Origin of the sequence: Haemophilus sp. HMSC068C11 (genome assembly GCF_001815355.1) — a bacterium.
GTDB lineage: Bacteria > Pseudomonadota > Gammaproteobacteria > Enterobacterales > Pasteurellaceae > Haemophilus_D.
The window spans coordinates 14,070-38,804 of sequence record NZ_KV820368.1; the positions used below are offsets into that span (position 1 = coordinate 14,070).

General features: G+C 40.6%; 29 protein-coding genes. 12 read left to right on the forward strand and 17 right to left on the reverse strand.

Features of this window, described 5'->3' with window-relative positions; genetic code table 11:
• Positions 1–63 precede the first annotated feature (63 nt).
• Complete coding sequence (locus HMPREF3020_RS06075; protein ID WP_070775918.1) at positions 64–777, reverse strand: ribonuclease T2 family protein; 714 nt, start codon at positions 775–777, stop codon at positions 64–66.
• Between the two features lie 75 nt (positions 778–852).
• Here HMPREF3020_RS06075 and HMPREF3020_RS06080 point away from each other — a divergent pair, with 75 nt between their 5' ends.
• From HMPREF3020_RS06080 to rpoH, 7 genes are all read left to right on the forward strand, one after another.
• Positions 853–1,113 (forward strand): YfhL family 4Fe-4S dicluster ferredoxin, encoded by a 261-nt coding sequence (locus HMPREF3020_RS06080; RefSeq protein WP_014064693.1) that lies wholly within the window; start codon positions 853–855, stop codon positions 1,111–1,113.
• Positions 1,114–1,148: 35 nt separating this feature from the next.
• Positions 1,149–1,301 (forward strand): DUF1232 domain-containing protein, encoded by a 153-nt coding sequence (locus tag HMPREF3020_RS06085; protein WP_005696968.1) that lies wholly within the window; start codon positions 1,149–1,151, stop codon positions 1,299–1,301.
• A 142-nt stretch (positions 1,302–1,443) separates the two neighbouring features.
• Positions 1,444–2,658, forward strand: coding sequence for an MFS transporter (locus HMPREF3020_RS06090; protein WP_070775920.1), 1,215 nt, complete (start codon positions 1,444–1,446; stop codon positions 2,656–2,658).
• 134 nt (positions 2,659–2,792) lie between these two features.
• Positions 2,793–4,496 (forward strand): nitrate/nitrite two-component system sensor histidine kinase NarQ, encoded by a 1,704-nt coding sequence (gene narQ / locus HMPREF3020_RS06095; RefSeq protein ID WP_070775922.1) that lies wholly within the window; start codon positions 2,793–2,795, stop codon positions 4,494–4,496.
• A 9-nt stretch (positions 4,497–4,505) separates the two neighbouring features.
• Positions 4,506–5,531, forward strand: coding sequence for a UDP-N-acetylmuramate dehydrogenase (gene murB / locus HMPREF3020_RS06100; RefSeq protein ID WP_070775924.1), 1,026 nt, complete (start codon positions 4,506–4,508; stop codon positions 5,529–5,531).
• Between the two features lie 19 nt (positions 5,532–5,550).
• Complete coding sequence (locus tag HMPREF3020_RS06105; protein ID WP_070775926.1) at positions 5,551–5,862, forward strand: DUF2322 family protein; 312 nt, start codon at positions 5,551–5,553, stop codon at positions 5,860–5,862.
• A gap of 148 nt (positions 5,863–6,010) precedes the next feature.
• Positions 6,011–6,853: an RNA polymerase sigma factor RpoH gene (gene rpoH / locus HMPREF3020_RS06110; RefSeq protein WP_070775927.1), complete on the forward strand. Its 843-nt coding sequence runs from the start codon at positions 6,011–6,013 to the stop codon at positions 6,851–6,853.
• 48 nt (positions 6,854–6,901) lie between these two features.
• Here the strand turns inward: rpoH and plsY are convergent, their stop codons facing one another.
• The gene (plsY, locus tag HMPREF3020_RS06115) at positions 6,902–7,501 is read right to left on the reverse strand and encodes a glycerol-3-phosphate 1-O-acyltransferase PlsY (RefSeq protein WP_014064698.1); all 600 of its coding nucleotides are present in this window, start codon (positions 7,499–7,501) and stop codon (positions 6,902–6,904) included.
• A gap of 97 nt (positions 7,502–7,598) precedes the next feature.
• Here plsY and folB point away from each other — a divergent pair, with 97 nt between their 5' ends.
• Positions 7,599–7,955 carry a dihydroneopterin aldolase gene (gene folB, locus HMPREF3020_RS06120; protein ID WP_070775929.1) on the forward strand — a complete coding sequence of 119 codons (357 nt, stop codon included), beginning with the start codon at positions 7,599–7,601 and terminating at the stop codon, positions 7,953–7,955.
• A 54-nt stretch (positions 7,956–8,009) separates the two neighbouring features.
• Here folB and HMPREF3020_RS06125 read toward each other — a convergent pair whose 3' ends face one another.
• Positions 8,010–8,621: a cation diffusion facilitator family transporter gene (locus HMPREF3020_RS06125; protein WP_070775931.1), complete on the reverse strand. Its 612-nt coding sequence runs from the start codon at positions 8,619–8,621 to the stop codon at positions 8,010–8,012.
• Between the two features lie 85 nt (positions 8,622–8,706).
• Between HMPREF3020_RS06125 and HMPREF3020_RS06130 the strand changes: the two genes are divergently transcribed.
• A complete protein-coding gene (locus tag HMPREF3020_RS06130; protein ID WP_070775933.1) occupies positions 8,707–9,090 on the forward strand; it encodes a MerR family transcriptional regulator in 384 nt (127 codons plus the stop codon).
• A 51-nt stretch (positions 9,091–9,141) separates the two neighbouring features.
• On the opposite strand, the gene HMPREF3020_RS06135 is transcribed toward HMPREF3020_RS06130, so the two are convergent.
• The 7 genes from HMPREF3020_RS06135 to HMPREF3020_RS06165 all read right to left on the reverse strand — a co-directional run bounded on the left by HMPREF3020_RS06135 (position 9,142) and on the right by HMPREF3020_RS06165 (position 15,549).
• The gene (locus HMPREF3020_RS06135; RefSeq protein ID WP_070775935.1) at positions 9,142–10,239 is read right to left on the reverse strand and encodes an NnrS family protein; all 1,098 of its coding nucleotides are present in this window, start codon (positions 10,237–10,239) and stop codon (positions 9,142–9,144) included.
• A complete protein-coding gene (locus HMPREF3020_RS06140) occupies positions 10,232–10,924 on the reverse strand; it encodes an ATP-binding cassette domain-containing protein (protein WP_180363115.1) in 693 nt (230 codons plus the stop codon). The genes HMPREF3020_RS06135 and HMPREF3020_RS06140 overlap by 8 nt, the downstream gene beginning before the upstream one ends.
• On the reverse strand, positions 10,924–11,721 hold the full coding sequence (locus HMPREF3020_RS06145; RefSeq protein WP_070775937.1) for an ABC transporter permease: 798 nt from the start codon (positions 11,719–11,721) through the stop codon (positions 10,924–10,926). The genes HMPREF3020_RS06140 and HMPREF3020_RS06145 overlap by 1 nt, the downstream gene beginning before the upstream one ends.
• 21 nt (positions 11,722–11,742) lie before the next feature.
• The gene (locus HMPREF3020_RS06150; RefSeq protein ID WP_070775939.1) at positions 11,743–12,720 is read right to left on the reverse strand and encodes an ABC transporter substrate-binding protein; all 978 of its coding nucleotides are present in this window, start codon (positions 12,718–12,720) and stop codon (positions 11,743–11,745) included.
• Between the two features lie 183 nt (positions 12,721–12,903).
• On the reverse strand, positions 12,904–13,389 hold the full coding sequence (locus tag HMPREF3020_RS06155; protein ID WP_070775941.1) for a hypothetical protein: 486 nt from the start codon (positions 13,387–13,389) through the stop codon (positions 12,904–12,906).
• A 26-nt stretch (positions 13,390–13,415) separates the two neighbouring features.
• On the reverse strand, positions 13,416–14,825 hold the full coding sequence (locus HMPREF3020_RS06160) for a multicopper oxidase domain-containing protein (RefSeq protein ID WP_070775943.1): 1,410 nt from the start codon (positions 14,823–14,825) through the stop codon (positions 13,416–13,418).
• 1 nt (position 14,826) lies between these two features.
• Positions 14,827–15,549 (reverse strand): 1-acylglycerol-3-phosphate O-acyltransferase, encoded by a 723-nt coding sequence (locus tag HMPREF3020_RS06165; protein WP_070775946.1) that lies wholly within the window; start codon positions 15,547–15,549, stop codon positions 14,827–14,829.
• Between the two features lie 87 nt (positions 15,550–15,636).
• On the opposite strand from HMPREF3020_RS06165, the gene lpxH reads away from it, so the two are divergent.
• Complete coding sequence (lpxH, locus tag HMPREF3020_RS06170; RefSeq protein WP_070775948.1) at positions 15,637–16,341, forward strand: UDP-2,3-diacylglucosamine diphosphatase; 705 nt, start codon at positions 15,637–15,639, stop codon at positions 16,339–16,341.
• Between the two features lie 64 nt (positions 16,342–16,405).
• Here the strand turns inward: lpxH and glmS are convergent, their stop codons facing one another.
• The 6 genes from glmS to nudC form a co-directional block, all read right to left on the reverse strand.
• A complete protein-coding gene (glmS, locus tag HMPREF3020_RS06175; RefSeq protein ID WP_070775950.1) occupies positions 16,406–18,238 on the reverse strand; it encodes a glutamine--fructose-6-phosphate transaminase (isomerizing) in 1,833 nt (610 codons plus the stop codon).
• 50 nt (positions 18,239–18,288) lie between these two features.
• Complete coding sequence (locus tag HMPREF3020_RS06180) at positions 18,289–19,071, reverse strand: DeoR/GlpR family DNA-binding transcription regulator (RefSeq protein WP_070775952.1); 783 nt, start codon at positions 19,069–19,071, stop codon at positions 18,289–18,291.
• A gap of 126 nt (positions 19,072–19,197) precedes the next feature.
• Positions 19,198–19,470 (reverse strand): HU family DNA-binding protein, encoded by a 273-nt coding sequence (locus HMPREF3020_RS06185; RefSeq protein ID WP_005696943.1) that lies wholly within the window; start codon positions 19,468–19,470, stop codon positions 19,198–19,200.
• Positions 19,471–19,607: 137 nt separating this feature from the next.
• Positions 19,608–20,198, reverse strand: coding sequence for a YjaG family protein (locus HMPREF3020_RS06190; RefSeq protein ID WP_070775954.1), 591 nt, complete (start codon positions 20,196–20,198; stop codon positions 19,608–19,610).
• Between the two features lie 11 nt (positions 20,199–20,209).
• Positions 20,210–21,274, reverse strand: coding sequence for a uroporphyrinogen decarboxylase (hemE, locus tag HMPREF3020_RS06195; protein WP_054419031.1), 1,065 nt, complete (start codon positions 21,272–21,274; stop codon positions 20,210–20,212).
• A gap of 14 nt (positions 21,275–21,288) precedes the next feature.
• Positions 21,289–22,080: an NAD(+) diphosphatase gene (gene nudC / locus HMPREF3020_RS06200; RefSeq protein ID WP_070775956.1), complete on the reverse strand. Its 792-nt coding sequence runs from the start codon at positions 22,078–22,080 to the stop codon at positions 21,289–21,291.
• A 147-nt stretch (positions 22,081–22,227) separates the two neighbouring features.
• On the opposite strand from nudC, the gene HMPREF3020_RS06205 reads away from it, so the two are divergent.
• Together HMPREF3020_RS06205 and HMPREF3020_RS06210 are read left to right on the forward strand one after the other, a co-directional pair.
• On the forward strand, positions 22,228–22,683 hold the full coding sequence (locus tag HMPREF3020_RS06205) for a DUF3290 family protein (RefSeq protein WP_070591889.1): 456 nt from the start codon (positions 22,228–22,230) through the stop codon (positions 22,681–22,683).
• On the forward strand, positions 22,683–23,318 hold the full coding sequence (locus tag HMPREF3020_RS06210; RefSeq protein WP_070591886.1) for a DUF421 domain-containing protein: 636 nt from the start codon (positions 22,683–22,685) through the stop codon (positions 23,316–23,318). The genes HMPREF3020_RS06205 and HMPREF3020_RS06210 overlap by 1 nt, the downstream gene beginning before the upstream one ends.
• Positions 23,319–23,360: 42 nt before the next feature.
• On the opposite strand, the gene HMPREF3020_RS06215 is transcribed toward HMPREF3020_RS06210, so the two are convergent.
• Positions 23,361–24,575, reverse strand: coding sequence for an aromatic amino acid transporter (locus HMPREF3020_RS06215; protein ID WP_070775957.1), 1,215 nt, complete (start codon positions 24,573–24,575; stop codon positions 23,361–23,363).
• Positions 24,576–24,735: the final 160 nt, after the last annotated feature.

Here is a 24,735-nt window from a genome sequence, read left to right on the forward strand (position 1 = left end):
AACATTATACCTAGTTCTTACTAGGTTGTAACGATGTAGATCAAATAAAAAAGCGAATTATGCTTATTTTGGGCAATCGATTACTTCCCACTGGCGATTGTAACAAATGAATAGTTCATTATGGCTCGCCCCTAAATAAGCGCCTTTTAATTGCGGATTATGTTGCTTCATCCATTGAAATAATTCTTTACGGCTTAATTGTTCGTTTGGCAAGGAAAGCGATTCAAATAATGCTTTCTCTTGTTTGAAGTAAGCCTCCGCTGAATCAAATGCACAGCTACCGTGTTTTTCCCATTCGCCTTGCAACAATTTTGCGCCTGGCGAGATTGAAAGGTAAGGCTCGAGCGTTTCAATTGGAAGTGGCGCTAAATCACCCTTACAAAAACGTGGATGATCCGTAACAGAACGCGCATTCGCATTTTGAGGCCATAAGCCATGCACTACCCAGCCAAATTGATTTTTTATATCACATTGATATTGTGCTGAATCAGGTAAATTATTGCCATATTGCGCACGTTGTTTTTCACAGAATGCGGGTGACCAAGATAAGGCCAACATATAATAATCAACAGGGGCATTTTTGTTTTGCCCAATAGCATCATCACGCATGATGACATCATAATTCCCAAAATCTTTGGTGTTTTTGACCGCACTTTGACTTTGCTGTTGTGTGGTTGTTGGGGCGGGTTTTGTGTCTTTTTTGTGTTCAGTGAAATATTGCCAAATACTAAATGCGGCAAGGGCAATAAGGGAAAGAGTAGAAACCTGTTTTTTCATAAAAATCCTGTTTAAATTTTGTCAATTTTGCTTTTGTCGGCTATAATTCGCCGCTTTCTCATATAAAGGAATGGTATGGCGTTACTGATCACAAACAAATGCACAAACTGCGATATGTGTCTCCCCGAATGTCCGAATGAAGCAATTTCAATCGGCGAGGAGATCTATGTGATCGATCCTGTGCTTTGTACGGAATGTGTTGGTCATTATGACACGCCAACCTGCCAAAAAGTTTGCCCGATCACAAACTGCATCAAGCCAGATCCTGAGCACCAAGAAAGCGAAGAGCAGCTTTGGGAACGTTTTGTGATGATTCACCATTCGGATAAGTTGTAGAATTTACCTGATCTTTTTCTTTTCGTCCAATGACTATGAATAAAACGAAGTTAATTAAAATCGCCATCATTCTGATTTATCTGTTCAGTCCCATTGATATTTTGCCTGAAGCGGTGCTTGGCCCATTAGGTTTAGTGGATGATGCGGCAGCGATTGCCTTATTAATTCGAATTTTATTGAAAAAATAAAAACTTGAATAAAATCAACTGCACTTTGCTTTTCTTATTCTTGCAAAATTCCGTCAATTTCTCTAAACTACGCGTCGGAAAATTTCTTTCCTCATTATTTCACTTTAAACGCTACCCGTGAGTAGCAAAAGGGACCTCAATCATGACAAACGTCAATCAATATGGCTGGAAAGCCTTGGTTGGATCAGCTGTCGGCTACGCGATGGATGGATTCGATCTTCTTATTCTTGGATTTATGCTTAGTGCCATTTCGGCAGATCTTAATTTAACTCCTGCACAATCTGGCTCATTAGTTACCTGGACACTTATTGGTGCTGTGGTGGGCGGTATTGTATTTGGTGCATTAAGCGATCGTTATGGGCGTGTACGCGTGCTGACTTGGACAATCGTCCTTTTCGCCGTATTTACCGGTTTGTGTGCAATCGCACAAGGCTATTGGGATTTATTAATTTATCGCACCATCGCGGGTATCGGTTTAGGCGGTGAATTTGGTATCGGTATGGCATTAGCCATTGAAGCGTGGCCAGCAAAACACCGTGCAAAAGCCGCGTCTTATGTGGCGTTAGGTTGGCAAGTGGGTGTGTTAGCAGCTGCGTTACTCACCCCGGTATTGCTTCCACATATCGGCTGGCGCGGCATGTTCGTTGTTGGTATCTTCCCAGCGTTTGTGGCCTGGTATTTACGTACCCGTTTACACGAACCTGAAATTTTCTCACAAAAACAGACTGAACTTTCAACCCAAAAAATATCGAAACTGGAATCTTTCCAACTCTTAGTAAAAGATAAAGCAACTACAAAAGTAAGCCTTGGTATAGTGGTTTTAACGTCTGTACAAAACTTCGGTTACTACGGCATTATGATTTGGATGCCAAACTTCTTATCTAAACAACTTGGCTTTAGTTTAACGAAATCAGGTTTATGGACGGCTGTTACGGTATGTGGGATGATGGCGGGGATTTGGATCTTTGGTCGTCTAGCCGATAGAATCGGACGTAAACCAAGTTTCTTATTATTCCAACTTGGTGCCGTGATCAGCATCATCACTTACTCTCAATTAACTGACCCAACCGCTATGTTGGTGGCCGGTGCATTCTTAGGGATGTTTGTAAACGGCATGATGGGCGGTTATGGCGCATTAATAGCTGAAGCTTATCCGACAGAAGCGCGTGCAACGGCGCAAAATGTGTTGTTTAACTTAGGTCGTGCTGTTGGTGGTTTTGGACCGGTTGTTGTCGGGGCGATTGTATCCGCGTATTCATTCAGCATTGCGATTGCTTTCTTGGCGGTGATTTATGTGATCGACATGGTAGCGACAGTCTTCTTATTGCCAGAATTAAAAGGCAAAGAATTGAGCTAAGTGCGGTCAAAAAAATTCAAGTTTTTGAAAACATCGGTGTCAAAGCCGATGTTTTTTATTTGTGAAAAATCAGCCAATTTCAACCGCACTTTGTGCTAAACTATGGTCACTTTTTCCAATTTTGAAGAATTATCGTGTACGCTAAACGTTCAGTTTCTACCCGTATTGCTAAATATTTATTTGTAGTCATTATCTTCATGGGCATTATTAGCTCATTGAGTTTGATCGTGATGGCGAGTAATAAGTCGGATGCGGAAGCCATTAATATCTCCGGTTCTTTGCGTATGCAAAGTTATCGGCTATTAACGGAAATGGAACGTTCGCTGGATACGGTCGAACAGAATTTAGTACGTTATCAACGTAGTCTCAATGCTGATGCTTTGCTGACGGTACAAAATCAGCTTTTTGCGCCATCAGGTGTGAGAGAGTCCTATCAAAAAATCCTAAAACGCTGGGCGGTGATGTCCGATTTTGCGCGTAGCCATCAAATTGAAAAATATCACGCCGAACTAAAAAGTTATGTACAAGATGTCGATGATTTCGTGTTGGAATTACAACGCTTTGCTGAACTAAAATGGATTATTGCAGTTTCTGTATTGTGTGTTTCCATGCTATTGATTCTTGCGATGGTATCGTATGTGATTTGGTATATGAAGCGCGAAGTGGTGAAACCTCTAGAACTCATGACCAAAGCCAGTATGCAAGTGCAAATGGGGCAGTTTAAACATATCCAACTTGATACAGAAAGTAATAATGAGCTTGGTATTTTAGCGAAAGTGTTTACGCAAATGTCTTCTGAGTTAGGGCGACTTTATTCGCGTTTAGAAGATGCGGTAAATGAGCAAACGCAAAAGTTGCGTCAAACCAACCGCTCTTTAACAACACTTTATCAAAGCTCACAGTTACTTACGCCCACGAAGATTAATGATAAAATTCTCAGCCAAGTGCTCAATCATATTCGTGTCAGCGAACATTTACGCTACATTGAGTTAGAAATTTTCGGATCAGAACATTGGGAAATTTCTTTTGGTCAAAAAGATCCTAAACAATCACTTCAAGTCGAAGAACTTTCCATTGAAAATGAAAACTTAGCAGTGCTCTCATGGCAAGCCGGTTTACCTTGTCCCGATCCGCGAATGATGAAAAACCTAGGACAAATGGTGGCAAAAGCGTTGTATTCACACAAAACGCAACGCCAGCAAGAGCAACTCTTATTGATGGAAGAGCGGTCAATTATTGCCAGGGAATTGCATGACTCGTTGGCGCAAGTGCTGTCTTTCTTACAAATTCAATTAACGTTGTTAAAGCATAATTTGAAGAAAGAAGATGAAAAATCAAAAGAAAAAAGTATTGCCATCATTGGTGAATTTGAACAAGCCTTATCAGATGGTTATTCTCAATTACGAGAATTATTGGCGACCTTCCGTTTAACGGTGCAAGAAGCGAATTTACAGGTTGCCTTGGAACAAGTTATTGAAAGTTTGCGTTCACAAACGAAGATGCAAATGACTGTGGAATGTAGTTTGCCATCGCAAAGTTTAAATCCACAAGAATTAGTGCACGTTCTGCAAATTGTACGTGAGGCAACGTTAAATGCGATTAAGCACTCCAAAGGTACACGTATTGAGGTAAAAGCCCATATTAATGCTGAGGGCGAATACGAAATCCTCGTACAAGATAATGGCGTAGGGATTCCGACGCTAGACGAGCCAGAAGGGCATTATGGTTTAAATATCATGACTGAGCGCAGTCGACAATTAAATGCTCAGTTCAGTATTTTAAAAGGGGAGCAAGGTGGTACTATCGTGAAAATCACGCTTCCTCACACGTTTTTTTAAGGAAAGTTAATGCAAAGTTTACAGCCGTTTCACACCTTCAATATTCCAGCAAATGCACGTGAAATTATTGAAGCCACATCGATTGAACAAATCCAACAAGCTTGGCAAAAAGCACAAGCTGAAAATCTACCTGTCTTATTTTTAGGGCAAGGCAGCAATATGCTGTTTTTAGACGATTTCCAAGGTGTTGTAATTGTTAACCGTTTATCGGGTATTCAACATACAGAAGATAGTGATTACCATTATTTGCATGTTAATGGTGGCGAAAATTGGCATCAGTTAGTGGAATGGTCACTCTCTCAAGGGATTGACGGCTTAGAAAATCTTGCACTTATTCCCGGCTGTGCCGGATCGGCACCGATTCAAAATATTGGCGCGTATGGCGTAGAATTTAAAGATGTGTGCGATTACGTGGATGTATTGAATCTTAACACGGGCGAACAATTCCGTTTGCAGGCTAACGAATGTGAATTTGGTTATCGTGAAAGTATTTTCAAACATCACTATGCGCAAGGTTATGTGATTACAGCGGTTGGATTGAAATTAGCCAAAAATTGGCAACCGATTTTAAAATATGGCTCATTAGTGAATTTTGATCCTCAAACGGTAACGGCAAAACAAGTGTTTGATGAAGTATGCCATATTCGCCGCAGCAAATTGCCCGATCCAAAAGAATTTGGCAACGCGGGCAGTTTCTTCAAAAATCCTGTGGTGAGTGCAGAACAATTTGCGAAAATCCAAAAACAGGTCGAAAATCTACCGCACTTTCCACAACCAGATGGTTCAGTGAAACTGGCAGCGGGTTGGCTAATCGATCAATGCCATTTAAAAGGTTTTCAAATCGGTGGCGCGGCCGTTCATCAACAACAAGCTTTAGTGCTGATTAATAAAGGTAATGCCACTGGACAGGATGTTGTTAAGCTAGCACATCATATCCGTCAAACTGTAGCGGGTAAATTTGGTGTGTATTTACAGCCAGAGGTACGCTTTATGGGCGCAAATGGCGAAGTAAATTCAGAGCAAGCCATTAGTTAATTTATAGAGGAAAGCAATCATGAACTTTAAAGACATTTTAGAGACTTTACCAAGCATTGAGCATCTAACAGGTTTGGATGTGCTAAACGGTGAAACCGTGATTCATCATATTCCTGCCGCTCCAGGCAAGCTTGGCTCACTTCGTCTTTATCATGCGTTAGCAGAAAAATTTAACGGGAAATTAGACCGCACTTCTGCACAACAAGGCATTGAATGGTTTGCTGAACACGTTGAAGATGCGAAACAAAATCCTGGAAAACACCCGAATATTGATTTATTGTTCAAAGTCGTTGCGGAAGAATTGAATTATTCACTCATTCCATTAAAATAGTTTGATAAATTTATCGCAATAAATTTGAACTTTTAATCGCTAAAAACTGTCAAATAGAACAAATTAAAGCTACAATAATTCTAAATATTGTGCTATAACTAAACGATTAATAAGTTGGGGCTTAGCTCCGCATGCTGTGAGGAGAAGAATGAATAAAGAAACTCAAATGATGTTAGTACCTCAAGGTAGCATCGAAGGCTATATTCGAGCAGCAAACGAATATCCGATGCTGACTGCAGAGGAAGAAAAAAGCTTAGCAGAACGTTTGTATTATGACGGTGATATTGAAGCAGCGAAAAAGTTAGTTTTATCACACTTACGTTTTGTTATTCATGTTGCGCGTGGTTATTCAGGTTATGGATTACCGCAAGCAGATTTAATTCAAGAAGGTAATATCGGATTAATGAAAGCGGTAAAACGTTTTAATCCGGAAGTGGGTGTTCGCCTTGTATCTTTTGCGGTACATTGGATCAAAGCAGAAATCCATGAATATGTCCTTCGCAACTGGCGTATTGTGAAAGTCGCAACCACGAAAGCACAACGTAAATTGTTCTTTAACCTACGTAAAACTAAACAACGTTTAGGTTGGTTCAATGAAAACGAAGTGGATATGGTGGCGAATGAGCTTGGTGTGTCAAAAGAAGATGTCATCGAAATGGAATCCCGTATGACAGGGGCTGATGTCGGCTTTGATTTGCCAACAGACGATGATGACGAAGCTTATGCACCTTCTTTATATTTAGAAGATAAAAGCTCAAACTTTGCGGCAGAACTTGAAAGCGAAAACTTTGAAGAACAAGCAACAGAAAAGTTAGGTACAGCCTTAGAAAATCTTGACGAACGTAGCCAAGATATTATCAAAGCACGTTGGTTAGATGATGATAAAGCCACCCTTCATGATCTTGCAGCAAAATATAATGTGTCTGCAGAACGTATTCGTCAGCTTGAAGCAAACGCACTGAAAAAACTTAAAAGTGCGGTTGATTTCTAAGCCGTTTTGATAAAAAGAAACCTGTCGATTATCGACAGGTTTTTTTATTTATTTCTTCTTGGATTTTCCCCACATTTTATCTTCTTGGCCTCGCCATAAGCGCTGAATATTGTCGTGGTGACGATAAATCAGCAAACAGCAAACTAAGGCAACGGGGAAGGTAAATTCCGGTTTAAGCCACCAAACATAAAATGGCACGAGAAGTGCCGTAATAACAGCACTTAATGAAGAATAACGACTAATTAAGAAGACTAACAACCATGTACCCAGCGTTGAGCCAGCGACGCCCCAAGAGATGGGCGCAATGGCACCGAATGCGGTCGCGACTCCTTTCCCGCCTTTAAATTGAAAAAAAATGGGGAAGATATGTCCTAAACACGCCCCTAATGCAACCATGCCTAATTCAAATTGTGTGAGCCCTAAATAATAACCCGCCCAAACAGGTAACATCCCTTTTAAAATATCGCAAATTAATACTGCGAGCGCTGCCCAACGTCCACCAATACGTAATACATTGGTCGCACCAGGGTTATGAGAACCGTTTTTTCGCGGGTCAGGTAAGCCTGCAACTTTACAAATCAAAATTGCACTGGAAATCGAACCCAGTAAATAAGCAAAAATCATATAAAAAAGGGCAAATAGGCTCATTTCGTGCTCCACAATCTTGATTGTATTTGAAAAACTTGTTCATTATTTTAACCAAACTTGATAGCATAAGCCCACTATATTTTTACAGGAATGAGAGATGGATCGTATTTTTATTGAAGAATTAGTCGTCTTCGCACAAATTGGCATGTATGACTGGGAGCAACAAATTAAACAAAAGCTCGTTTTTGATTTGGAAATGGCATGGGATTGTCAAAAAGCCGCAGAAACAGATGATGTGCAATACTGCCTCAATTATGCGGAAGTGAGTCAATTTATTTTAGATTATGTCCAAGCTAAGCCATTTTTATTGATTGAGCGAGTAGCTTATGAAGTAGCAGAACAATTACAACAACGTTTTGGGATTTTATGGTTACGTCTTAAATTAAGCAAACCGAAAGCCGTTGCTCAAGCTAGTAATGTGGGTATCATTGTAGAGCGCGGTGAGTTGAAATAATCGCTGAAAATTGACCGCACTTTGGAAATATCAAACCAAAGTACGGTTAATTTTTTAAGTGTTTTTTAATGCCAAGCGAAATGCTCCAATTCCGCTTTTTAATACTAGCATGCTTAATATCATACTTGCCAATGGGTCAACCCATAACCATCCCAGAAAATAGGTACTGAGACCCGAAAGTATAGCAATAATGGAACCAAATAAATCGGTGAGTACATGTAGATACGCTGCTTTAATATTGAGATTATCATGATCGCTGTTCAACATTATCTTTGCAACGAAAAGATTCACCAATAATCCTAGAGATGCCACGCCAAGCATTGGTAATGCCATCATCTCGATGGGATTTTGCCAGCGTTGAATGGCTTCAACTAAAATCATCAATGCCACAACAATCAATGAGCCGCTATTAAGTAGGGCAATGTATCGTTGTTTTTGAGTAGATAGAAACAACGCTAGCAAGGCTAAAAATAACGATAAACTATCATTTGCCATGTGTCCCGCATCAGCCATGAGTGCCAAGCTGTTAAACCAATAGCCACCAACAAATTCGACAACCATAAAGCCGGTAATGATAGCCAAACTGAGTGCTAAGATTTTTTTATCTTGTGGAATATGCGCATGAGATGAATGGTCATGGTGTTCATGGGAATGATGTTCGGACATACTGCTCCTCATTGTGTCTTTGATTAACTTGGGATAAAGTATAAAGTCCGTAGCAACTACAAGGTCAAGGCTTAATTTTAGAAAGATGAAGATTCATGAACTCAGCAAACAAAGCGGTATTCATTTAGAAACGATTCGGTATTATGAAAAAATGGGGTTAATGCCAGAGCCTAAACGTCTAGCAAACGGTTATCGAGATTATGATGAAGCCAGTTTGAAGCAATTAAAATTTATTAAAACCTGCCGAGCGTTAGATTTTAGTTTGGCCGAAATTAAATATTTTAATGCGTTGAAAACGCAGCAATCTCAACATTGCGAAGTGGATAGCATGTTGGCGAAACATTTGGTTTCAGTCGAAGAAAAAATTGCCGAACTGACTGAAATTAAACATTTCCTACAGAGTTTAATTACCGAAGATGATCATCAAGCCTCAGATTGTAAAGCAATGGCTCAATTAAAAGCCTATTAAGTGCGGTCTAAAAAATATCAAAAATCCGCACGTTGATGTGCGGATAGGTTATTATTCTGGATCATCTGTAAAGGCATTGTTTCGGAATATCGGCACAAAGGTTGCGAGATACAGTACAAAAACAATGGCAATTAAAATAGCCGGAATCGTGATAAAAAACAGCTCGTCCACATACATTAAACAAGCTCGGGAAAGCGCGGCTGTGAAAAGACAAAGCACGGCAAGGCGACAGAGTTTGGGATAATCTAGTTTTGTAAAGCCACTATGCCATAATCCCGCGGTGAGCCAAATCATCATCATACTGCCGAGAATGCCGCCGAGTGTCACCATATGTAATGGATCGGCAGTCGGTTCATCAATTAATTTATTGATGCCCATCCACAAATAGCCAATTGCGGCGAATAGTTGAAGGAAATAATAAGTACGCACGTAATGTTTACGTAGCAGTTCGTGGTGATGTAATTCGCGTAATTTAGCAAGCAAAATAAATCCAACCGCAAAGGCAGTAAAAGCGATAGTTTGCGCAGGTAACCATAATTCTGCAGCAGCATGAAGCAACAAGAATGTAATCGCGATATTTTTATACACGACATTTGGGATAAATACAGGATCTTTTAAGGTGCTTTCTTTCAGTGCCTCTGCGCCTAATAGAATGCTTACCCGAATCGATACAAACATTACAGCCGCCATATTTAAATGCACCTGTGCCCGCAATAATTTCAGGCTATCAGTCATGGCGTAAGCAGTCTGACAAACCGTAAATGCGGCAAGTAACATCAGTAAAGTAAAATTGTCGGTATTGCGATCCAACCAAAACAGCCAAGCACAAAAGAGTAACAACATGAGCCAATAAGCTGCCACTAAAAATGAGGCGGTTTGCGGGGAAAATGGCAATAACACCAATCCAGAAAGCAAGAGCACGGCTAAAATCGTCGCAATAGGTTTTAAATTACCTTTGTAATTTGTCCACTCAAGCATGGAAGCTGTCAGGAAACCGCCGTACGCCGCGGGCAACATAAATTCTAAGAAAATTTTGCGGTGTAGGATGAGATCATCGGGGCTGATGAAAAAGCTCAAAGCCCCCACAATCGCAAGAATGGCTGCACCAACAAAAAAGGGTCGCATCGGATGGGTAAAGAAATTATTCATAATAATGGATTCCTTGAAATTCGCGTGCGACTACGGTTTCTTCAAAGGCTGAATTGCGTTCAGATAATGGCGTTGGCAAAGTAATCACATTTTGTATATCCATCCCTTTTGGAGAAAGCTGCATGATTTCTCGGCTTAATCGAGCCGCTTCAAAACGATCATGCGTCACTAAAATACAGGCCATGCCTTGTTGCTCAATTTTTTCCACTAACATAGTGGCTAAAATATTACGTAAATCGCGATCCAAACCGACAAAAGGTTCGTCCAATAAGGCTAAATCACAGCCGCATAGTAATAGACGCAAAAATGCCACGCGTTTTGCCATTCCACCCGATAATTCGGTCGGGTATTTATTTAAATCACCCGAAGAAAGCCCAATCTTTTCTGCCAGCGCAATGATTTCATGTTCATTTGGTTCATCCATAAAAATGGCAATATTCTGCATAGCCGTGAGATTTTCCAATAGACGATTTTCTTGAAACAGAAAGCCCGTTTTACGAAATGTATTCTTGATTTCCCCCGATTTTGGCGTTTCCAAACCTGAAATTAAACGTAGCACAGTGGTTTTGCCACAACCGCTTGGACCGAATAAAGTTTTCACTTCACCCGATTGTAAATCCATACTGAAATCGCGCACGATGGGATCGCGGAGAATTTCAAAACGCACCTTCTTTAAACTCAGCATTATCTTCTCCACGGCATAAACAGGATTTCCAATGGCTTGGTAATCAAATATTCAAAGAGTGAAACAAACACAATCACCAACAGCACATAAGCCATCACTGTTGACGTATCTAACATGGCTCTGGCATCGGCAATCTTTGCTCCGACACCCTCATTAGCCCCCAAAAGCTCAGCCATAATGACGACTTTTACGCCCATGGCAACCGCGACGCCAATGCTGGAAATCACATAGCCTATGAGATGGGGAACATACAAATAGCGGATTTTTTTCCACAATCCGAGTTTGTACGCATCAAACAATTCTTCATGTTGTTTGTTGACACTTGCCATACCCATGGCGGCACTGGCAAAGGTCAGCGGGGCGACTAATACGATAATGGTAAATAGCACGCTAGGATTGCCAAAGCCAAACCAAAATAATGCCATCACGACCCAAATAATTGGCGGCATGGCTAATAAAATCGTAATCACGGGTTTGAGCAATGCCATAGCAGTTTTAAAGCTGCCCGCAATCAGCCCTGTGGCTAAGCCTGCGACTAATGCAATGGTAATGCCCACCACGGAACGCCATAACGAAATGCCGATTTCGTTTTGTTGGAAATGCTCGAGCAGATCAAGGGCTTTTTGAAAAACATCCGCGGGCGCAGGCAGCATAAATTCACCAAATACTGCGCTGCCCCAAGCCCACAAGGCAACCACTATCATCGCCACACTCAAGCCGGTAAAGCCGCTCCAGAGATAGTCGATGATGTACAACAGAACAGGTTGTGGTTTACGGATTTTGTCAGTTTTAATCATGTGTTGTAATTCAGTTTTAAATTAAGCCAAGAAGAATTTGTCATCCGGTAATTTACCACCTAAGAGTTTTGGATTGAACGCCATCAAGGTTTCATAGAATTGCATGATTTCATTCTTCAGTTCACTGGCTTTGGTCACCGTTAAGCGCGCACCGTCTAAGCCCATTTCAATAGCGGCTTCTGGTGCTGGCAGATAATTAGCGCCAATTTCAGCCGCACTTTTTCGGTTAGCCATAATCCAGTTTAACGCATCGCTTAAATCTTGATGGAATAGATCAAACTCTGCCTTATGTGCGTGGAAGTATTCTTCATTGGCAATAATGCCTGCCATTGGAATAAGCGGTTTTGTATTAAATGCTTGTCTCCATTCTTTCACTAAATCAAACCCACGCACAATCTCCGTACCGACAATTTTAGCTTTCTGCACAACGGCACTCGCCATTGGTTCTGGCAGAATGGCAGCATGGAAATCTTTCAGTAAGAACAAACCAATCGCTTCCGTTGGTGTGGCGGCATAAGTGATATCCACTTTATTAATATCAATATTCAGTTTTTTCAGTAAAGCTTGCAATACGATGTCAGGCATATCGTTTTTAAATGGCACAAGGATTTTTTTACCGACCAATTCTTGCGGTGAAGTGATAGGCGTACTTTTACACATCAACTGCGTAATGCCATTGGTAAGAATATTTACCATGCCAATTTGTTGCCCTTGATTACGTAAATTCACGCCCACATTACTTGGGCTCATCATCACTTTAAATTGCCCACTTGCCACACCCGCACGCAGTTGATCAGGTGAACGCCAAATCTCTAATGCGACATTCGCTTGTTTGGCTAATTTACCTTGTGCTGCCGCCACCGCAATGGTCACACTTGGCATCGCTGGTGCACCATAAATGGTAAATTGTTCTTTTGTTGCAGCAAAGAGAGAAGGCGACATGCCCGCTGCCGTAAGTGCTGCGCCCATTCTTAAAAAATCACGTCTATTCAGTGCCATAGCTATCTCCTTATGATGAAACAAGTCTAACGCCTATATTTTGATAATAGTTTTCATTAATTATCTTACTGGAGATGACTAAAGTAAAGAAAGACCGTCTGAAAATTGAATTTCAGACGGTCTTTTGTTTTAGTCTTAAAACAGCACACATATAAGTGCGGTCGTTTCTTTGTGTATTTTTAATTACTCAGTCACGTAGAAAACTTGTTTTTCAAATTCGTGTTTACCGATTTTGACAGTCAGCACATATTTGCCGATTGGATCTCTGCGGTCGAATGTCCAGCAGTTCATCATGTATTTGCCATTTTCTAATGTTGGTCTGGTATAAGTGATAGTATGGAGTTTTTTATTTGGTGAAGACACCACTTTCGCATTTTCAATCGAACTGGCGAATTCACTTTGGGCTTGAGCTTTAAAGGTTTCACTTACTGTTGCTTTTTTCCCAAAATCACCGGTTGCGAGCCAACATACTTTCTCGGTTTTATTGGAACGAGAAGTTTCTTTTTTATTTAAATCAGGTGATGGCTCTTGAGTTCTATCAAACACAGAGAGGTAAATAGTGGGCTCATTTGCCGTATCTTTAGCTGTTTCTTTTGATTCTGGTGATGCAGCAAATGGGGATGTTGAAAATAGGGTCAAAATTAAAGCGAATGTTGAGATTTTTTTCATGTTAGATTCCTTTTTATATCATTATTTTATTGAACAAGCATTATACCAAGGCAGCCCATATCTGCCAGCATTAAATTGGATGAGCCAAATAAGAAGGGATGTGTATTTGACGAAGGCTGTTCAAATTTTACTAAAATTTGTACTTTCTTTTTCACCCAAACCGTGTCTTTCCAGGCTAGCTCCGACACATCAACGTTGACGTCATCTTGGCTTTCAATCACAAATTTAGCACCTTGAATAGTGAAACCTACTGGTAGAGAGCTGTTGATGATCCAACGTTCGACGGTACCGACTTTAGCTGAAACATCAACACGGCGCGGGTCAAAGCGTTGTTTATTGATTAAGCCATTCGTTACATCTAATTCAAAGGTGCGTTCTTGGGCGATTTTACTTTCGAGCATAGCTGTAGCATCAGTATTGAATGACTCATTCATTTTTTTGCTGAATGCAGAGATTTCGCCTTGTGGGCGAAGTTCTAAAACGGTGTTATCTGCAAAATCATTACCTGAGCTGAACACATTTTTGATTTTGTCGAAGAAACCACGTTTAGCCCCAGAGATGAGCGATACGCCTTCTCCTTCACTTAAATTAACTAATACTTCAGCACGTTCCCCCGGTGCAAGAATGAGAGAATTTATCGCTTTACCTTGAGGTAAAAAACCTAAATCTCGTGCAATGAGCAACATGTCTTGTTCGTTATCTAAACGCAGATCATAGGCTCTTGCCAATGAAGCATTGAGTAAGCGTAAACGCACCCAGCCGCGAGGGACGTCAAGATAAGGCGCTTCTTGTCCATTCACAAGAAGACGATTACCGACAAAGTGCGGTTGATTTTGCTTAAATAATTGTAATCCGTCGCTGTTAAATTCCATGTCTTGTAAGATTAATGGAATATCGTCCACGCCGTATTTATGAGGTAACTGAGATTTTAAGCTTTGATCATCTTCAATCAACCACATCCCGACGATGCCGCGATAAGTTTGATAAGCCGAGTTTGCCAGGGTGGCTGAGCGATACCAACAAGTCGCAGCAGGTTGGTCTATTGGGATAATCGGTGCCCAAGATTCCCCTTTTTTGAGGACTTTTGCAGCACCACCAAATAGTTCACCACTGGCTTGCAATCCTTGAATAGAGAGGGCAATGCTTTGTGGCAAATTGTTGTGATAATTGAGTTTTGCAAAAGACCCTGATTTGATGCGAATAGTCGGCCCAAGATAATTGCCGTTAAAGCCCCACACACTGACGCTATGGGAACCATCTAGCTTATAGCCGGTTTCTTCCATATTAAGAATAATGGGGCGACCACGTTTCGTTTCCATCAACGGTGGAATGGTTAATTTTTCACGGGATGCCGCTAATGCCGATTGAGGTGTGGCAGCAAGTGCGGTTGAAATTGCGGTAGTTTTTAATAATTGGCGACGAGAAAGACGCAACATATTATTTTCCTTGTGCAATTTCAGCATCGAGTTCAGCGATGCGTTTTTCCATCAAATCGTGACAGTAAGAGGCTAGTTCGCGTACATTGTCTTTTGTGTAGGATGAAGTATCAATCGGCTCCATCATTTCACAAATCACTTTACCATTATCCCAACGATTTAAATCAATTTTGTTATGGGTTGTCGAGCACACCACAGGCACGATTGGTACGCCAGCTGCAATCGCGGCATGGAATGCGCCTGTTTTGAATGGCAATAAACCACGACCACGGCTACGAGTGCCTTCAGGGAACATCCAAATTGACAGGTTATCTTTATTGATACGACGAGCAAGCTCAGTCATGGTGCTGTGTGCTTTAGAGCGATTTTCACGATCTAAGAAAATATTGCCCGTCACCCAATATAAAATGCCGAAAAAAGGAATCCAAATTAAGCTTTTTTTACCTACACTCACCGTGCGAGGTAATACCATGTAAGAGATGGTTACCATATCGAAATTATTTTGGTGGTTACCAATGTAAATACAACGTGGCATATTCTCTTTATTTTGTGGAAAACGATGTTCTACATTTAAGCCAAATAAAGGGTATAGACGACCAAACCAGCGAGCCATAACGCCCACATTACTTGGATTTTTGAAACGAATAAAGGAATAGATCGTACCGAGCACACAAATTAAAATACAGCAAAGTGCAACGATGAGAATTCTGGCGATTTTTAACATAGAAAATACCTAATTAAAATTTTTGGAAAGTATAGCAAATTACACAAAAATGTGTGCTAATCTAATGAAAAAAATGACGGAATAGTTATGAAACCCATTTATTTTATTGCAGATCTTCATTTGAGCGAAACGCATCCAGAATTAACCGCACTTTTTAACGATTTTATGCAAAACAAAGCACAAGAAGCCCAAGCGGTTTATATTTTGGGAGATCTTTTTGATTTTTGGATTGGTGATGATGAAACTTCACCTTTAATCTCACAAGTCAAACAGTTGATTAAAAACCTGACAGAAAAGGGCATTGCTTGTTATTTCATTCATGGCAATCGTGATTTTCTCGTCGGGAAAAAATTTGCAAAAGATTGTGGTTTAACGTTATTGCCTGACTATCATTGTGTTGATCTTTATGGGGCGAAAACCTTAATTTGTCATGGTGATACGTTATGTGTTGATGATGTGAAATATCAACAATTTCGCCGAAAAGTGCATCAAAAATGGAGACAAAGGCTGTTTTTATGTTTGCCACTAAAAGTGCGGTTAAAAATTGCAGAGAAAATTCGCGCGAAGAGTAAACAAGATAAGCAATATAAATCGCTGGATATTATGGATGTGAATTTAGCGTTTACGGCACAAACGGTAAAAGCATTTGGCGTGGAACGGTTAATTCACGGTCATACGCATCGAGAAGGCATTCATCAGGAAGAAACATACACGCGAATTGTGTTAGGCGATTGGCGAAAGGATTATGCCTCAATTTTGGAAGTGACAGAAAACGGTTATCGGTTTATTTAAACAAAAAGCACAGGATTAAACCTGTGCTTTTTTGTATTAAAACGTGCTGATTTTCAACCGCACTTTATTCTACGGTTACCGATTTTGCTAAGTTACGAGGTTGATCCACGTCGGTTCCTTTAATTAATGCTACATGGTATGACAATAATTGCATAGGAACGGTGTAGAAAATTGGTGCAATAATTTCATTCACTTTTGGCATGGTGATAATTTTCATGCCTTCGCTTGGTGTGAAGCCTGCTTCTTTATCAGCGAACACATAAAGCTGACCACCACGCGCACGTACCTCTTCAATGTTTGATTTCACTTTTTCAAGTAATTCATTATTTGGTGCGACCACGATAACCGGCATGTCTGCATCGATTAAGGCTAATGGACCGTGTTTTAATTCACCTGCCGCATAAGCTTCAGCATGGATATAAGAAATTTCTTTTAATTTCAATGAAGCTTCCATTGCGATAGGGTAGAACTCACCACGACCTAAGAAAAGTGCATGGTTTTTCTCTGCGAAGTCTTCTGCTAATGCTTCGATATCTTTATCAAATGCAAGGGCTTTTTCAACTTCAGCCGGAAGTGATTGTAACGCTTTTACAATTTCCACTTCTTGTTCGTTTGAGATATTGCCTTTTACTTTACCAATGGCAGTGACTAACATTAATAATGCGGCCAACTGAGTGGTAAAGGCTTTGGTTGATGCCACACCGACTTCAACGCCTGCACGTGTCATGAAGGCAAGATCAGATTCACGTACTAAAGATGAACTTGATACGTTACAGATCGTTAAGGCTGCCATGTAACCTTTTTCTTTTGCAAGACGAAGTGCGGCAAGAGTATCCGCTGTTTCACCAGATTGAGAGATAGTCACTAACAAGCTATTCGGACGAGTCACGAATTTGCGATAGCGGAATTCAGATGCGATTTCAACATCACAGCTTACGCCAGCAAGTGCTTCAAACCAGTAACGAGCAGTCATCCCTGCATTATAAGAGGTACCACAAGCCACAATTTGAATGTGTTCAACTTTTTCTAAAATTTCAGCTGCGCCATTACCAATAGCATCCACAATCACGTTATTGTGAAGGATACGACCTTCCATGGTGTTGATTAATGCATTTGGTTGCTCATAGATTTCTTTTTGCATGAAATGGCGGAATTTGCCTTTTTCTGCCGCATCATTTTCAAGGTTAGATTCGTGCACCTCACGTTCTACTTTTTGACCATTTGCATCGTAAATATCCACGATACGACGTGTAATTTCTGCAATGTCGCCTTCTTCTAAGTAGATGAAACGACGAGTCACGCTTAATAACGCAAGTTGGTCAGATGCCAGGAAGTTTTCACCAATTCCTAAACCAATCACTAATGGGCTGCCTGAACGAGCAGCCACTAAATGTTCTGGATGCTCACGATCTAGTACAACCATACCGTATGCACCAGTAAGTTGTTTTACGGTTTTTTGGACAGCTTCAAGAAGATTTGAGGCGGTACGCATTTCCCAGTTAACAAGGTGTGCAATTACTTCGGTATCAGTTTGAGAATTAAACACATAACCACGTGATTTAAGTAATTCACGTAATTCTTCGTGATTTTCGATAATGCCGTTATGTACGACAGCAAAGTTACCCGAAGTATGCGGGTGAGCATTGGCTTCAGATGGTTCACCATGGGTTGCCCAACGCGTGTGTGCAATCCCTGTACCACCGATTAATGGTTTTACTGCAACCGCTTCATCAAGGGCTTTTACTTTACCCAAGCAGCGCACGCGGTGTAATTCATGGTTTGGATCCACGACAGCAACACCCGCAGAGTCGTAACCACGATACTCTAAGCGGTGTAAACCATTAATTAAAATTTCTGCTACATCACGTTGTGCTACCGCACCAACAATACCACACATAGTTTTTCCTTATTTACTAAAATTAAAAGTCTTGTTTTTCTGACCGCACTTTATGCTATATCCACACAAATCACTTCTACGCCTTGCGCCATTATGGCGTCTTTATCGGCTTGAGATAATTTGTTATCGGTAATCAGCACATCAATTTGCTGCCAGGTTAATTCCACATTTGGCATTTTTCTGCCAATTTTTTGTGATTCCACCATCACAATCACTTCGCGAGATACCTCAGCCATCACCTGGCTTAAGCGAACCAACTCATTAAATGTTGTTGTACCACGTTCTAAATCAATGCCATCGGCACCAATAAATAATTGGTCAAAATCATAAGAACGAAGTACCTGCTCAGCAATATTGCCTTGGAAGGATTCAGAACGCATGTCCCAAGTGCCTCCCGTCATTAAGAGCGTCGGTTCATTTTCGAGTGAACGTAATGCTGTCGCCACCGAAAGCGAATTCGTCATCACAACCAAGCCTTGCTTGCGATTAAGTTGTTTAATCAATGCAGCGGTTGTACTGCCACTATCCACAATAATGCGATTGTGATCACGAATACGTTCTGCAGCTGCCTTTGCTAAGACTAACTTTCGTTGCGAAAGTTCATCATCTTGTTCTTCTTCGATAATTTCTTGTGGCATTAAAATAGCACCACCATATCTACGAAGAAGGAAACCATTACTTTCCAATGCGGTGAGATCTTTTCGAATCGTCACTTCAGAGGTGTCAAATAACTGTACTAGCTGTTCTACACTGACTTCACCTTGTTCTTGCAGCAGTTGCATGATGGCATGTCTGCGCTGTTGGGTATTTCGGTGTTGAATGTTTCGTTTCATTATTTATATCCGTATTTAAGTTTCGCTTCGGAATTATATCGGCAAAATGATGATTGTAAAGCTAAAATTTAGGCAACAAAAAACCCTGACAAAGCAGGGTTTAATTAAAATCCGTTTTAAGACCAATTATTTGATTGCGTCTTTTAATGCTTTACCAGATACGAATGCAGGAACTTTAGATGCTGCGATTTTGATTTCTGCACCAGTTTGTGGGTTACGGCCAGTACGTGCTGCACGTTTGTTCACTTTGAATGTACCGAAACCGATTAATTGAACAGGTTCACCTTTTTTAAGGCTACCAGTGATAGCGGCTAAAGTAGCTTCTAATGCAGCTTTAGCTTGTTTTTTGTTTAATTCAGCTGCACTTGCAATTGCATCGATTAAATCTGTTTTGTTCATAAATTTGTACCTTCTGTTAAATTAAAATTGACTCTATTCAAATAAGCGTAGCTTTTAACTGCTACGGCTTGGGCAAGTCTAATCGAACTTGGGGGGAAATAAAAGCCCGATTTGCAAAAATTGTGACAAATCTCACGTTATTGCTCAATTTTTATACCAATATTGGAGATTCCCTCCTGCTTTATCTCGTTGCGGAGGGATAAAATCAAGTCTACATCGCGTTTTTCACAGTCTTTGAGTAAGCGATAGATTTGCCATTGAAGGTCTAATTCTTCTTCAATTTCTTCACGGCTTTTCAGTTCAGTTTCAGAAAGATCTCGATCTTCTTGTGTTTCTAACAAAGAACAAACCGTGCCTAATGAAATTTGGCTGATTTGAATTGCTTTTTCAAGTGTCTCGCCCGCGATAATCGCATGCAATAATTCACCTAACGCTTCACAAGCATCGAGAGCAGGTACCACACCAAAGAAGTCGTAATCATTCACATCAGGAATAATTTCTTCAAGTTTCTCTAATTGGTTCTCGAAATTAATCTTTGCCTCTTTAACCGTTAGAAACTCCCACACTAAGTTTAAAATGTTGTGATAGGTTTTGTCTGCAGGCTTTTGTTCCGTCATTTGGCAGAATAGGGTAAAGTTAGGTGCCATACGCTCGCATAAGCAAGCCATAAAGGTTAGATGTTGCCAGCTTTCGAGATTTTCGAGTCGCTTGTGAATCGGATTTCGCATTTTCTTCTCGCTTATTTATGATAGGCTTTAGAGAACTCATGAATCGCATCCACGAAGATTTTTGGTGCGCTTTCCGGCACATCTTGATGAATACCATGACCTAAATTAAATACATGTCCGCTGCCTTGACCAAAATCAGCTAAAATTGACCGCACTTCTTGCTCAATACGTTCTGCTGGTGCATATAACACGCTTGGATCCATATTGCCTTGTAGTGCCACTTTATGGCCTACGCGTGCTTTTGCATCAGCCAAATTAACGGTCCAGTCTAATCCGAGCGCATCACAGCCCGTATTCGCCATGGCTTCTAACCATAACCCGCCGCCTTTAGTAAATAAAGTCACCGGTACTTTACGGCCATCGTGTTCACGAATTAAACCATCGACGATTTTGTGCATATATTGCAAAGAGAAGTCTAAATATTCGCGATGACCTAACACGCCGCCCCAAGTATCAAATACCATGACGGCTTGTGCACCTGCTTTGATTTGAGCGTTTAAGTATAAAATCACGGAATCCGCCACTTTATCTAATAAAAGATGCAAAGTTTGCGGTTCGGCATACATCATTTTTTTGATTTTATTGAAGGTTTTGCTGCTACCGCCTTCAACCATATAAGTCGCCAGTGTCCACGGGCTACCAGAGAAACCAATCAGTGGTACTTCGCCTTTTAGTTCACGACGAATTGTGCGCACAGCGTTCATTACATATTGAAGTTCGCCTTCAGGGTCAGGAATGGGTAAATTTTCGACCGCACTTTTGTTTTCAATTGGATGGGCAAATTTCGGACCTTCACCTGCACCAAAACTTAAGCCTAGCCCCATCGCATCAGGAATAGTCAGAATATCTGAAAATAAAATGGCTGCATCTAAAGCATAGCGACGAAGTGGCTGTAAGGTAACTTCACAAGCTAAATCTGCATTACGGCAAAGAGACATAAAATCGCCCGCTTCAGCGCGTGTTGCTTTATATTCAGGCAAATAGCGTCCCGCTTGGCGCATCATCCATACGGGTGTCATATCCACGGGTTCACGTAATAAGGCTTTTAAATAACGATCATTTTTTAATTCAGACATGGGCTTTCCTTTATTTATTTTTGTTCCGCTTTGCAAAGCTCAAGCGTAGCATTAATTAATTTGAGTGCGATAGTACCTGTTGGCGGTAATTCTGGCAAGGGGGCCGCGCTAGAAAACCATTGTGCATCATGCAGTTCTGTTTCTTGCAGTTGAATTTCTCCGCTGTCGTAATCAGCTAAAAAGCCCACCATTTGTGAATTCGGGAACGCCCAAGGTTGACTACCGAAATAGCGAATATTCTTCACACGAATACCGGTTTCTTCAAACACTTCGCGACGAACAGCATCTTCAAAAGTTTCACCCACTTCCACAAAACCGGCCAGCGTGGTGTACATCCCAGCTTTGCCAGGCGTGTAATGGCGTTTATGGTTAGCTAATAAAATCTCAGTGCCACGGCGAACGGCGACGATAATCGAAGGGCAAATAACCGGATAAGTGCGATAGCCGCAACTTGTACATTGAACCGCAAGTTCATCGTGAGTTTGTTTCGCTTTTTGACCGCACTTTCCGCAGAATTGGTGAGTTTCCAAAAAATGATTGATTTCTACGCCTCGGCTTAACACATGAAAATCTTCAGTCGGTAAGGACAACAAACTCCGTAAGGAAAGGTATTCTCGTTCATCTTGATCATTTTCTGCCACAAGCCATAAAGGTTGTGATTTCCATTTCCCGAGCAACATAGCTTTTTGCGTTGTGAGGTCGAGTTCCTTTGCTACTCCAAAAGGCAGATCATTTTCCAGCCAATAAAGTGTTGATCCTTTGGTGAGCAGCCAATATCCCTGATCTTCGGGCTGAATTGCTTTCATATTTTTCTCTTTTTGTTTCAAAAGTGCGGTCATTATAAAAGGGATTTTTCGGAAAAACGAATTTAATTTCTGTGATAAAAATAGCTAGTCAGTTTTCGTTGTGCTACACTAGCAACCTGTTTTTCTCTTTAAAATTAGGAATGACAAATGTCTTTTTTCTCTTTTGCTTTTTTAGAAAATGCGATGTCTTTTCAAGGTTATTTTAAATATATCGCCATTTTTGTCTCGTTAGGTGCATTGCTTGTGGTGACAAGCTTATATTTGCGTCATCGGTTACAAACCAAATATCGTGATCTCAGTATTATTTTCCTTTTATTAATCATTTTCTTGCTCGGTGTGCAATATAACCAATATGAGCGAAGTGAAGTCTATACAGCTGATACCTCTCGCGTGGTGACATTTTTAAATTCGGTGAAAGACAGTCAAAATTTGCAGAAAGAAGATATTCGTACCAATAGCCGTACATTAACGAACGGCATGATTTTAAATATTCGGGATCAGTATTTCGAAGTCCATTTTAATAATGATTTTTCAGCGTATACCTTATCCCCAATTAACTTAGTAAACCCGAATGTTACTGTGATTGATAAGGAGGATAAATAATGGATGGCTACACATTATTAGGCTTGAAATTGGCCATGGGTATTATTGGACTGGTACTCCAAATTAACTTAATGGGAAAAGGTAACCTTGCACCGACCTCCGCGATGGATCAGGTACAAAACTATGTGCTAGGTGGCATTATTGGTGGTGTGATTTATAGCGATAGTATTGGGGTATTCCAGTTCTCTCTCGTGCTCGTGCTTTGGACATTATTGGTTTTTACCCTCCGTTTTATCAAAAATCATAACAAATTAGTTAAATCGTTGATTGATGGTAAACCTGTTTGGGTGATTTCAAACGGTAAGGTCAAAACCGCTGAATGTATGAAAAACGGTATTGCTGCCCATGACCTCATGTTTAAGTTACGTGCAGCCGGTATCTATGAAATCAAAACGGTTAAACGTGCGGTATTCGAACAAAATGGGCAACTCTCGATTATTCAATACGGCGATGATAACTTACGTTATCCATTAATTGTTGATGGACAATTAGATGATGATATTTTAGACATTATTGATCGTGATGAAGAATGGGTTAAAGCCGAGTTAGAAAAACAGAACCTAACAGTTGAGCAAGTGTATATTGGCGAATATTTGAATGGTCAGTTAGTGACACATTTATATGAAAACAAATAAAAAAAGACCGCACCTTAAAAGTGCGGTCTTTTTTGTTTCATTTTAACCCACGACGAAAGGTAAGTAACCAGCTCTAATCGCAAAAGGAATTGAAGTAATAATCACTCCAAGGACTAAGACGAGTACTAACAATGCTTTACCGCCCCACACTCTGTATGGCAAGTTAGGATGAATCGCACGTGCTTTCCAAACTAATGCTACCGGTAAAACCACTGCGTAGAACGCGAACATTTGACCGGCATAACCCAGAGCGAGAATAAAACCTTCCGGATAGAAAAGGGAGAAAAGCACTGGGGGAATAAAGGTCATTAAACCTAATGAAATACGCCCTGCATGAATATCAAAAGATTGTTTGAGTAAGTCTTCGATACATTCTAATAAACCTAATGCCACCCCTAAGAATGAAGTGACCAATGCTAAAGTGGAGAAGATTTTTACCGCATTCGCAATAATTGGGCTTTGGGTGATTTCTAAGGTTGCTTTCACCAAGCCATTTAACGTGGCGTCTTCACGTAAAATTTGTAAAAACTCATTTTGGCTGAGTAAGCCGTGCGTCGAAAGCTGCCATAAAAAGTAAGCAAATAATGTGATGCCGGAACCCACTAAAATCGCAATGCGTAAGGATTTCACATTACCGTCTAAGTATTTATTTAAACTTGGAATGGAACCGTGGAAACCAAATGCCGTGAAAAATACAGGGCTTGCAGAAATAATTAAAGCGTTATCAATTGGCATCGCCATTAAGTTATCAAATTTGATGTTTGGTAGCATTAATGCGAGCACTAAGATAAAAGCAGCAATCATCACAAAGAATAATACGCGATTGATTTTGTCCACACTGTGTGTGCCGATGACAATAAAACTGCCGAAGAAAATGGTGAATACAAGCACCGCGATTTTGTTCATGGTGTCTTTATCGCCCATGGCTGGGAGTAAATCCATTAATAAGGAACCACCACCACTTACGTAAGCGGCAATTAAGGCATATAAGAAGACAATTAAAACAGCGGTGGAAATAATTCGCCCTGCTTTACCAAAATATTGTGCAGCAAGTGTGCCGATCCCTGCATCACTGTCAGCGGTTTGATACAGTTCCACGAATAAAAGTGCAGTGAAAGTGAGCACAGCCCACAAGCCAATTAATAAGAAAACAGTTGCAGTTAAGCCAATCCCCGCAGAGGTGAGTGGCATTGCCAACATCCCTGCACCAATCATGGTTCCTGCAACAAGTAAGGTACTTCCCACAGTCTTGTTCATTTTATCTCCCTTAGGTTGTAATAATAAATTTACGATGATTGTATTTTAATCTTTACAATGTGTAAAGTAGGGAAAACAAAATTCTTCTACAAAATGTACGGTAGAAATGACCGCACTTTCCCGATAAAATAGCCGGCAAATCAATTAAGACAAGAGACAA

Coding starts and splice junctions, on each gene's coding strand:
- HMPREF3020_RS06075 (WP_070775918.1), bottom strand. CDS start 777: ATGAAAAAACAGGTTTCTACTCTTTCCCTTATTGCCCTTGCCGCATTT.
- HMPREF3020_RS06080 (WP_014064693.1), top strand. CDS start 853: ATGGCGTTACTGATCACAAACAAATGCACAAACTGCGATATGTGTCTC.
- HMPREF3020_RS06085 (WP_005696968.1), top strand. CDS start 1,149: ATGAATAAAACGAAGTTAATTAAAATCGCCATCATTCTGATTTATCTG.
- HMPREF3020_RS06090 (WP_070775920.1), top strand. CDS start 1,444: ATGACAAACGTCAATCAATATGGCTGGAAAGCCTTGGTTGGATCAGCT.
- murB (WP_070775924.1), top strand. CDS start 4,506: ATGCAAAGTTTACAGCCGTTTCACACCTTCAATATTCCAGCAAATGCA.
- HMPREF3020_RS06105 (WP_070775926.1), top strand. CDS start 5,551: ATGAACTTTAAAGACATTTTAGAGACTTTACCAAGCATTGAGCATCTA.
- rpoH (WP_070775927.1), top strand. CDS start 6,011: ATGAATAAAGAAACTCAAATGATGTTAGTACCTCAAGGTAGCATCGAA.
- plsY (WP_014064698.1), bottom strand. CDS start 7,501: ATGAGCCTATTTGCCCTTTTTTATATGATTTTTGCTTATTTACTGGGT.
- folB (WP_070775929.1), top strand. CDS start 7,599: ATGGATCGTATTTTTATTGAAGAATTAGTCGTCTTCGCACAAATTGGC.
- HMPREF3020_RS06125 (WP_070775931.1), bottom strand. CDS start 8,621: ATGTCCGAACATCATTCCCATGAACACCATGACCATTCATCTCATGCG.
- HMPREF3020_RS06130 (WP_070775933.1), top strand. CDS start 8,707: ATGAAGATTCATGAACTCAGCAAACAAAGCGGTATTCATTTAGAAACG.
- HMPREF3020_RS06135 (WP_070775935.1), bottom strand. CDS start 10,239: ATGAATAATTTCTTTACCCATCCGATGCGACCCTTTTTTGTTGGTGCA.
- HMPREF3020_RS06140 (WP_180363115.1), bottom strand. CDS start 10,924: ATGCTGAGTTTAAAGAAGGTGCGTTTTGAAATTCTCCGCGATCCCATC.
- HMPREF3020_RS06145 (WP_070775937.1), bottom strand. CDS start 11,721: ATGATTAAAACTGACAAAATCCGTAAACCACAACCTGTTCTGTTGTAC.
- HMPREF3020_RS06150 (WP_070775939.1), bottom strand. CDS start 12,720: ATGGCACTGAATAGACGTGATTTTTTAAGAATGGGCGCAGCACTTACG.
- HMPREF3020_RS06155 (WP_070775941.1), bottom strand. CDS start 13,389: ATGAAAAAAATCTCAACATTCGCTTTAATTTTGACCCTATTTTCAACA.
- HMPREF3020_RS06160 (WP_070775943.1), bottom strand. CDS start 14,825: ATGTTGCGTCTTTCTCGTCGCCAATTATTAAAAACTACCGCAATTTCA.
- HMPREF3020_RS06165 (WP_070775946.1), bottom strand. CDS start 15,549: ATGTTAAAAATCGCCAGAATTCTCATCGTTGCACTTTGCTGTATTTTA.
- lpxH (WP_070775948.1), top strand. CDS start 15,637: ATGAAACCCATTTATTTTATTGCAGATCTTCATTTGAGCGAAACGCAT.
- glmS (WP_070775950.1), bottom strand. CDS start 18,238: ATGTGTGGTATTGTTGGTGCGGTAGCACAACGTGATGTAGCAGAAATT.
- HMPREF3020_RS06180 (WP_070775952.1), bottom strand. CDS start 19,071: ATGAAACGAAACATTCAACACCGAAATACCCAACAGCGCAGACATGCC.
- HMPREF3020_RS06185 (WP_005696943.1), bottom strand. CDS start 19,470: ATGAACAAAACAGATTTAATCGATGCAATTGCAAGTGCAGCTGAATTA.
- HMPREF3020_RS06190 (WP_070775954.1), bottom strand. CDS start 20,198: ATGCGAAATCCGATTCACAAGCGACTCGAAAATCTCGAAAGCTGGCAA.
- hemE (WP_054419031.1), bottom strand. CDS start 21,274: ATGTCTGAATTAAAAAATGATCGTTATTTAAAAGCCTTATTACGTGAA.
- nudC (WP_070775956.1), bottom strand. CDS start 22,080: ATGAAAGCAATTCAGCCCGAAGATCAGGGATATTGGCTGCTCACCAAA.
- HMPREF3020_RS06205 (WP_070591889.1), top strand. CDS start 22,228: ATGTCTTTTTTCTCTTTTGCTTTTTTAGAAAATGCGATGTCTTTTCAA.
- HMPREF3020_RS06210 (WP_070591886.1), top strand. CDS start 22,683: ATGGATGGCTACACATTATTAGGCTTGAAATTGGCCATGGGTATTATT.
- HMPREF3020_RS06215 (WP_070775957.1), bottom strand. CDS start 24,575: ATGAACAAGACTGTGGGAAGTACCTTACTTGTTGCAGGAACCATGATT.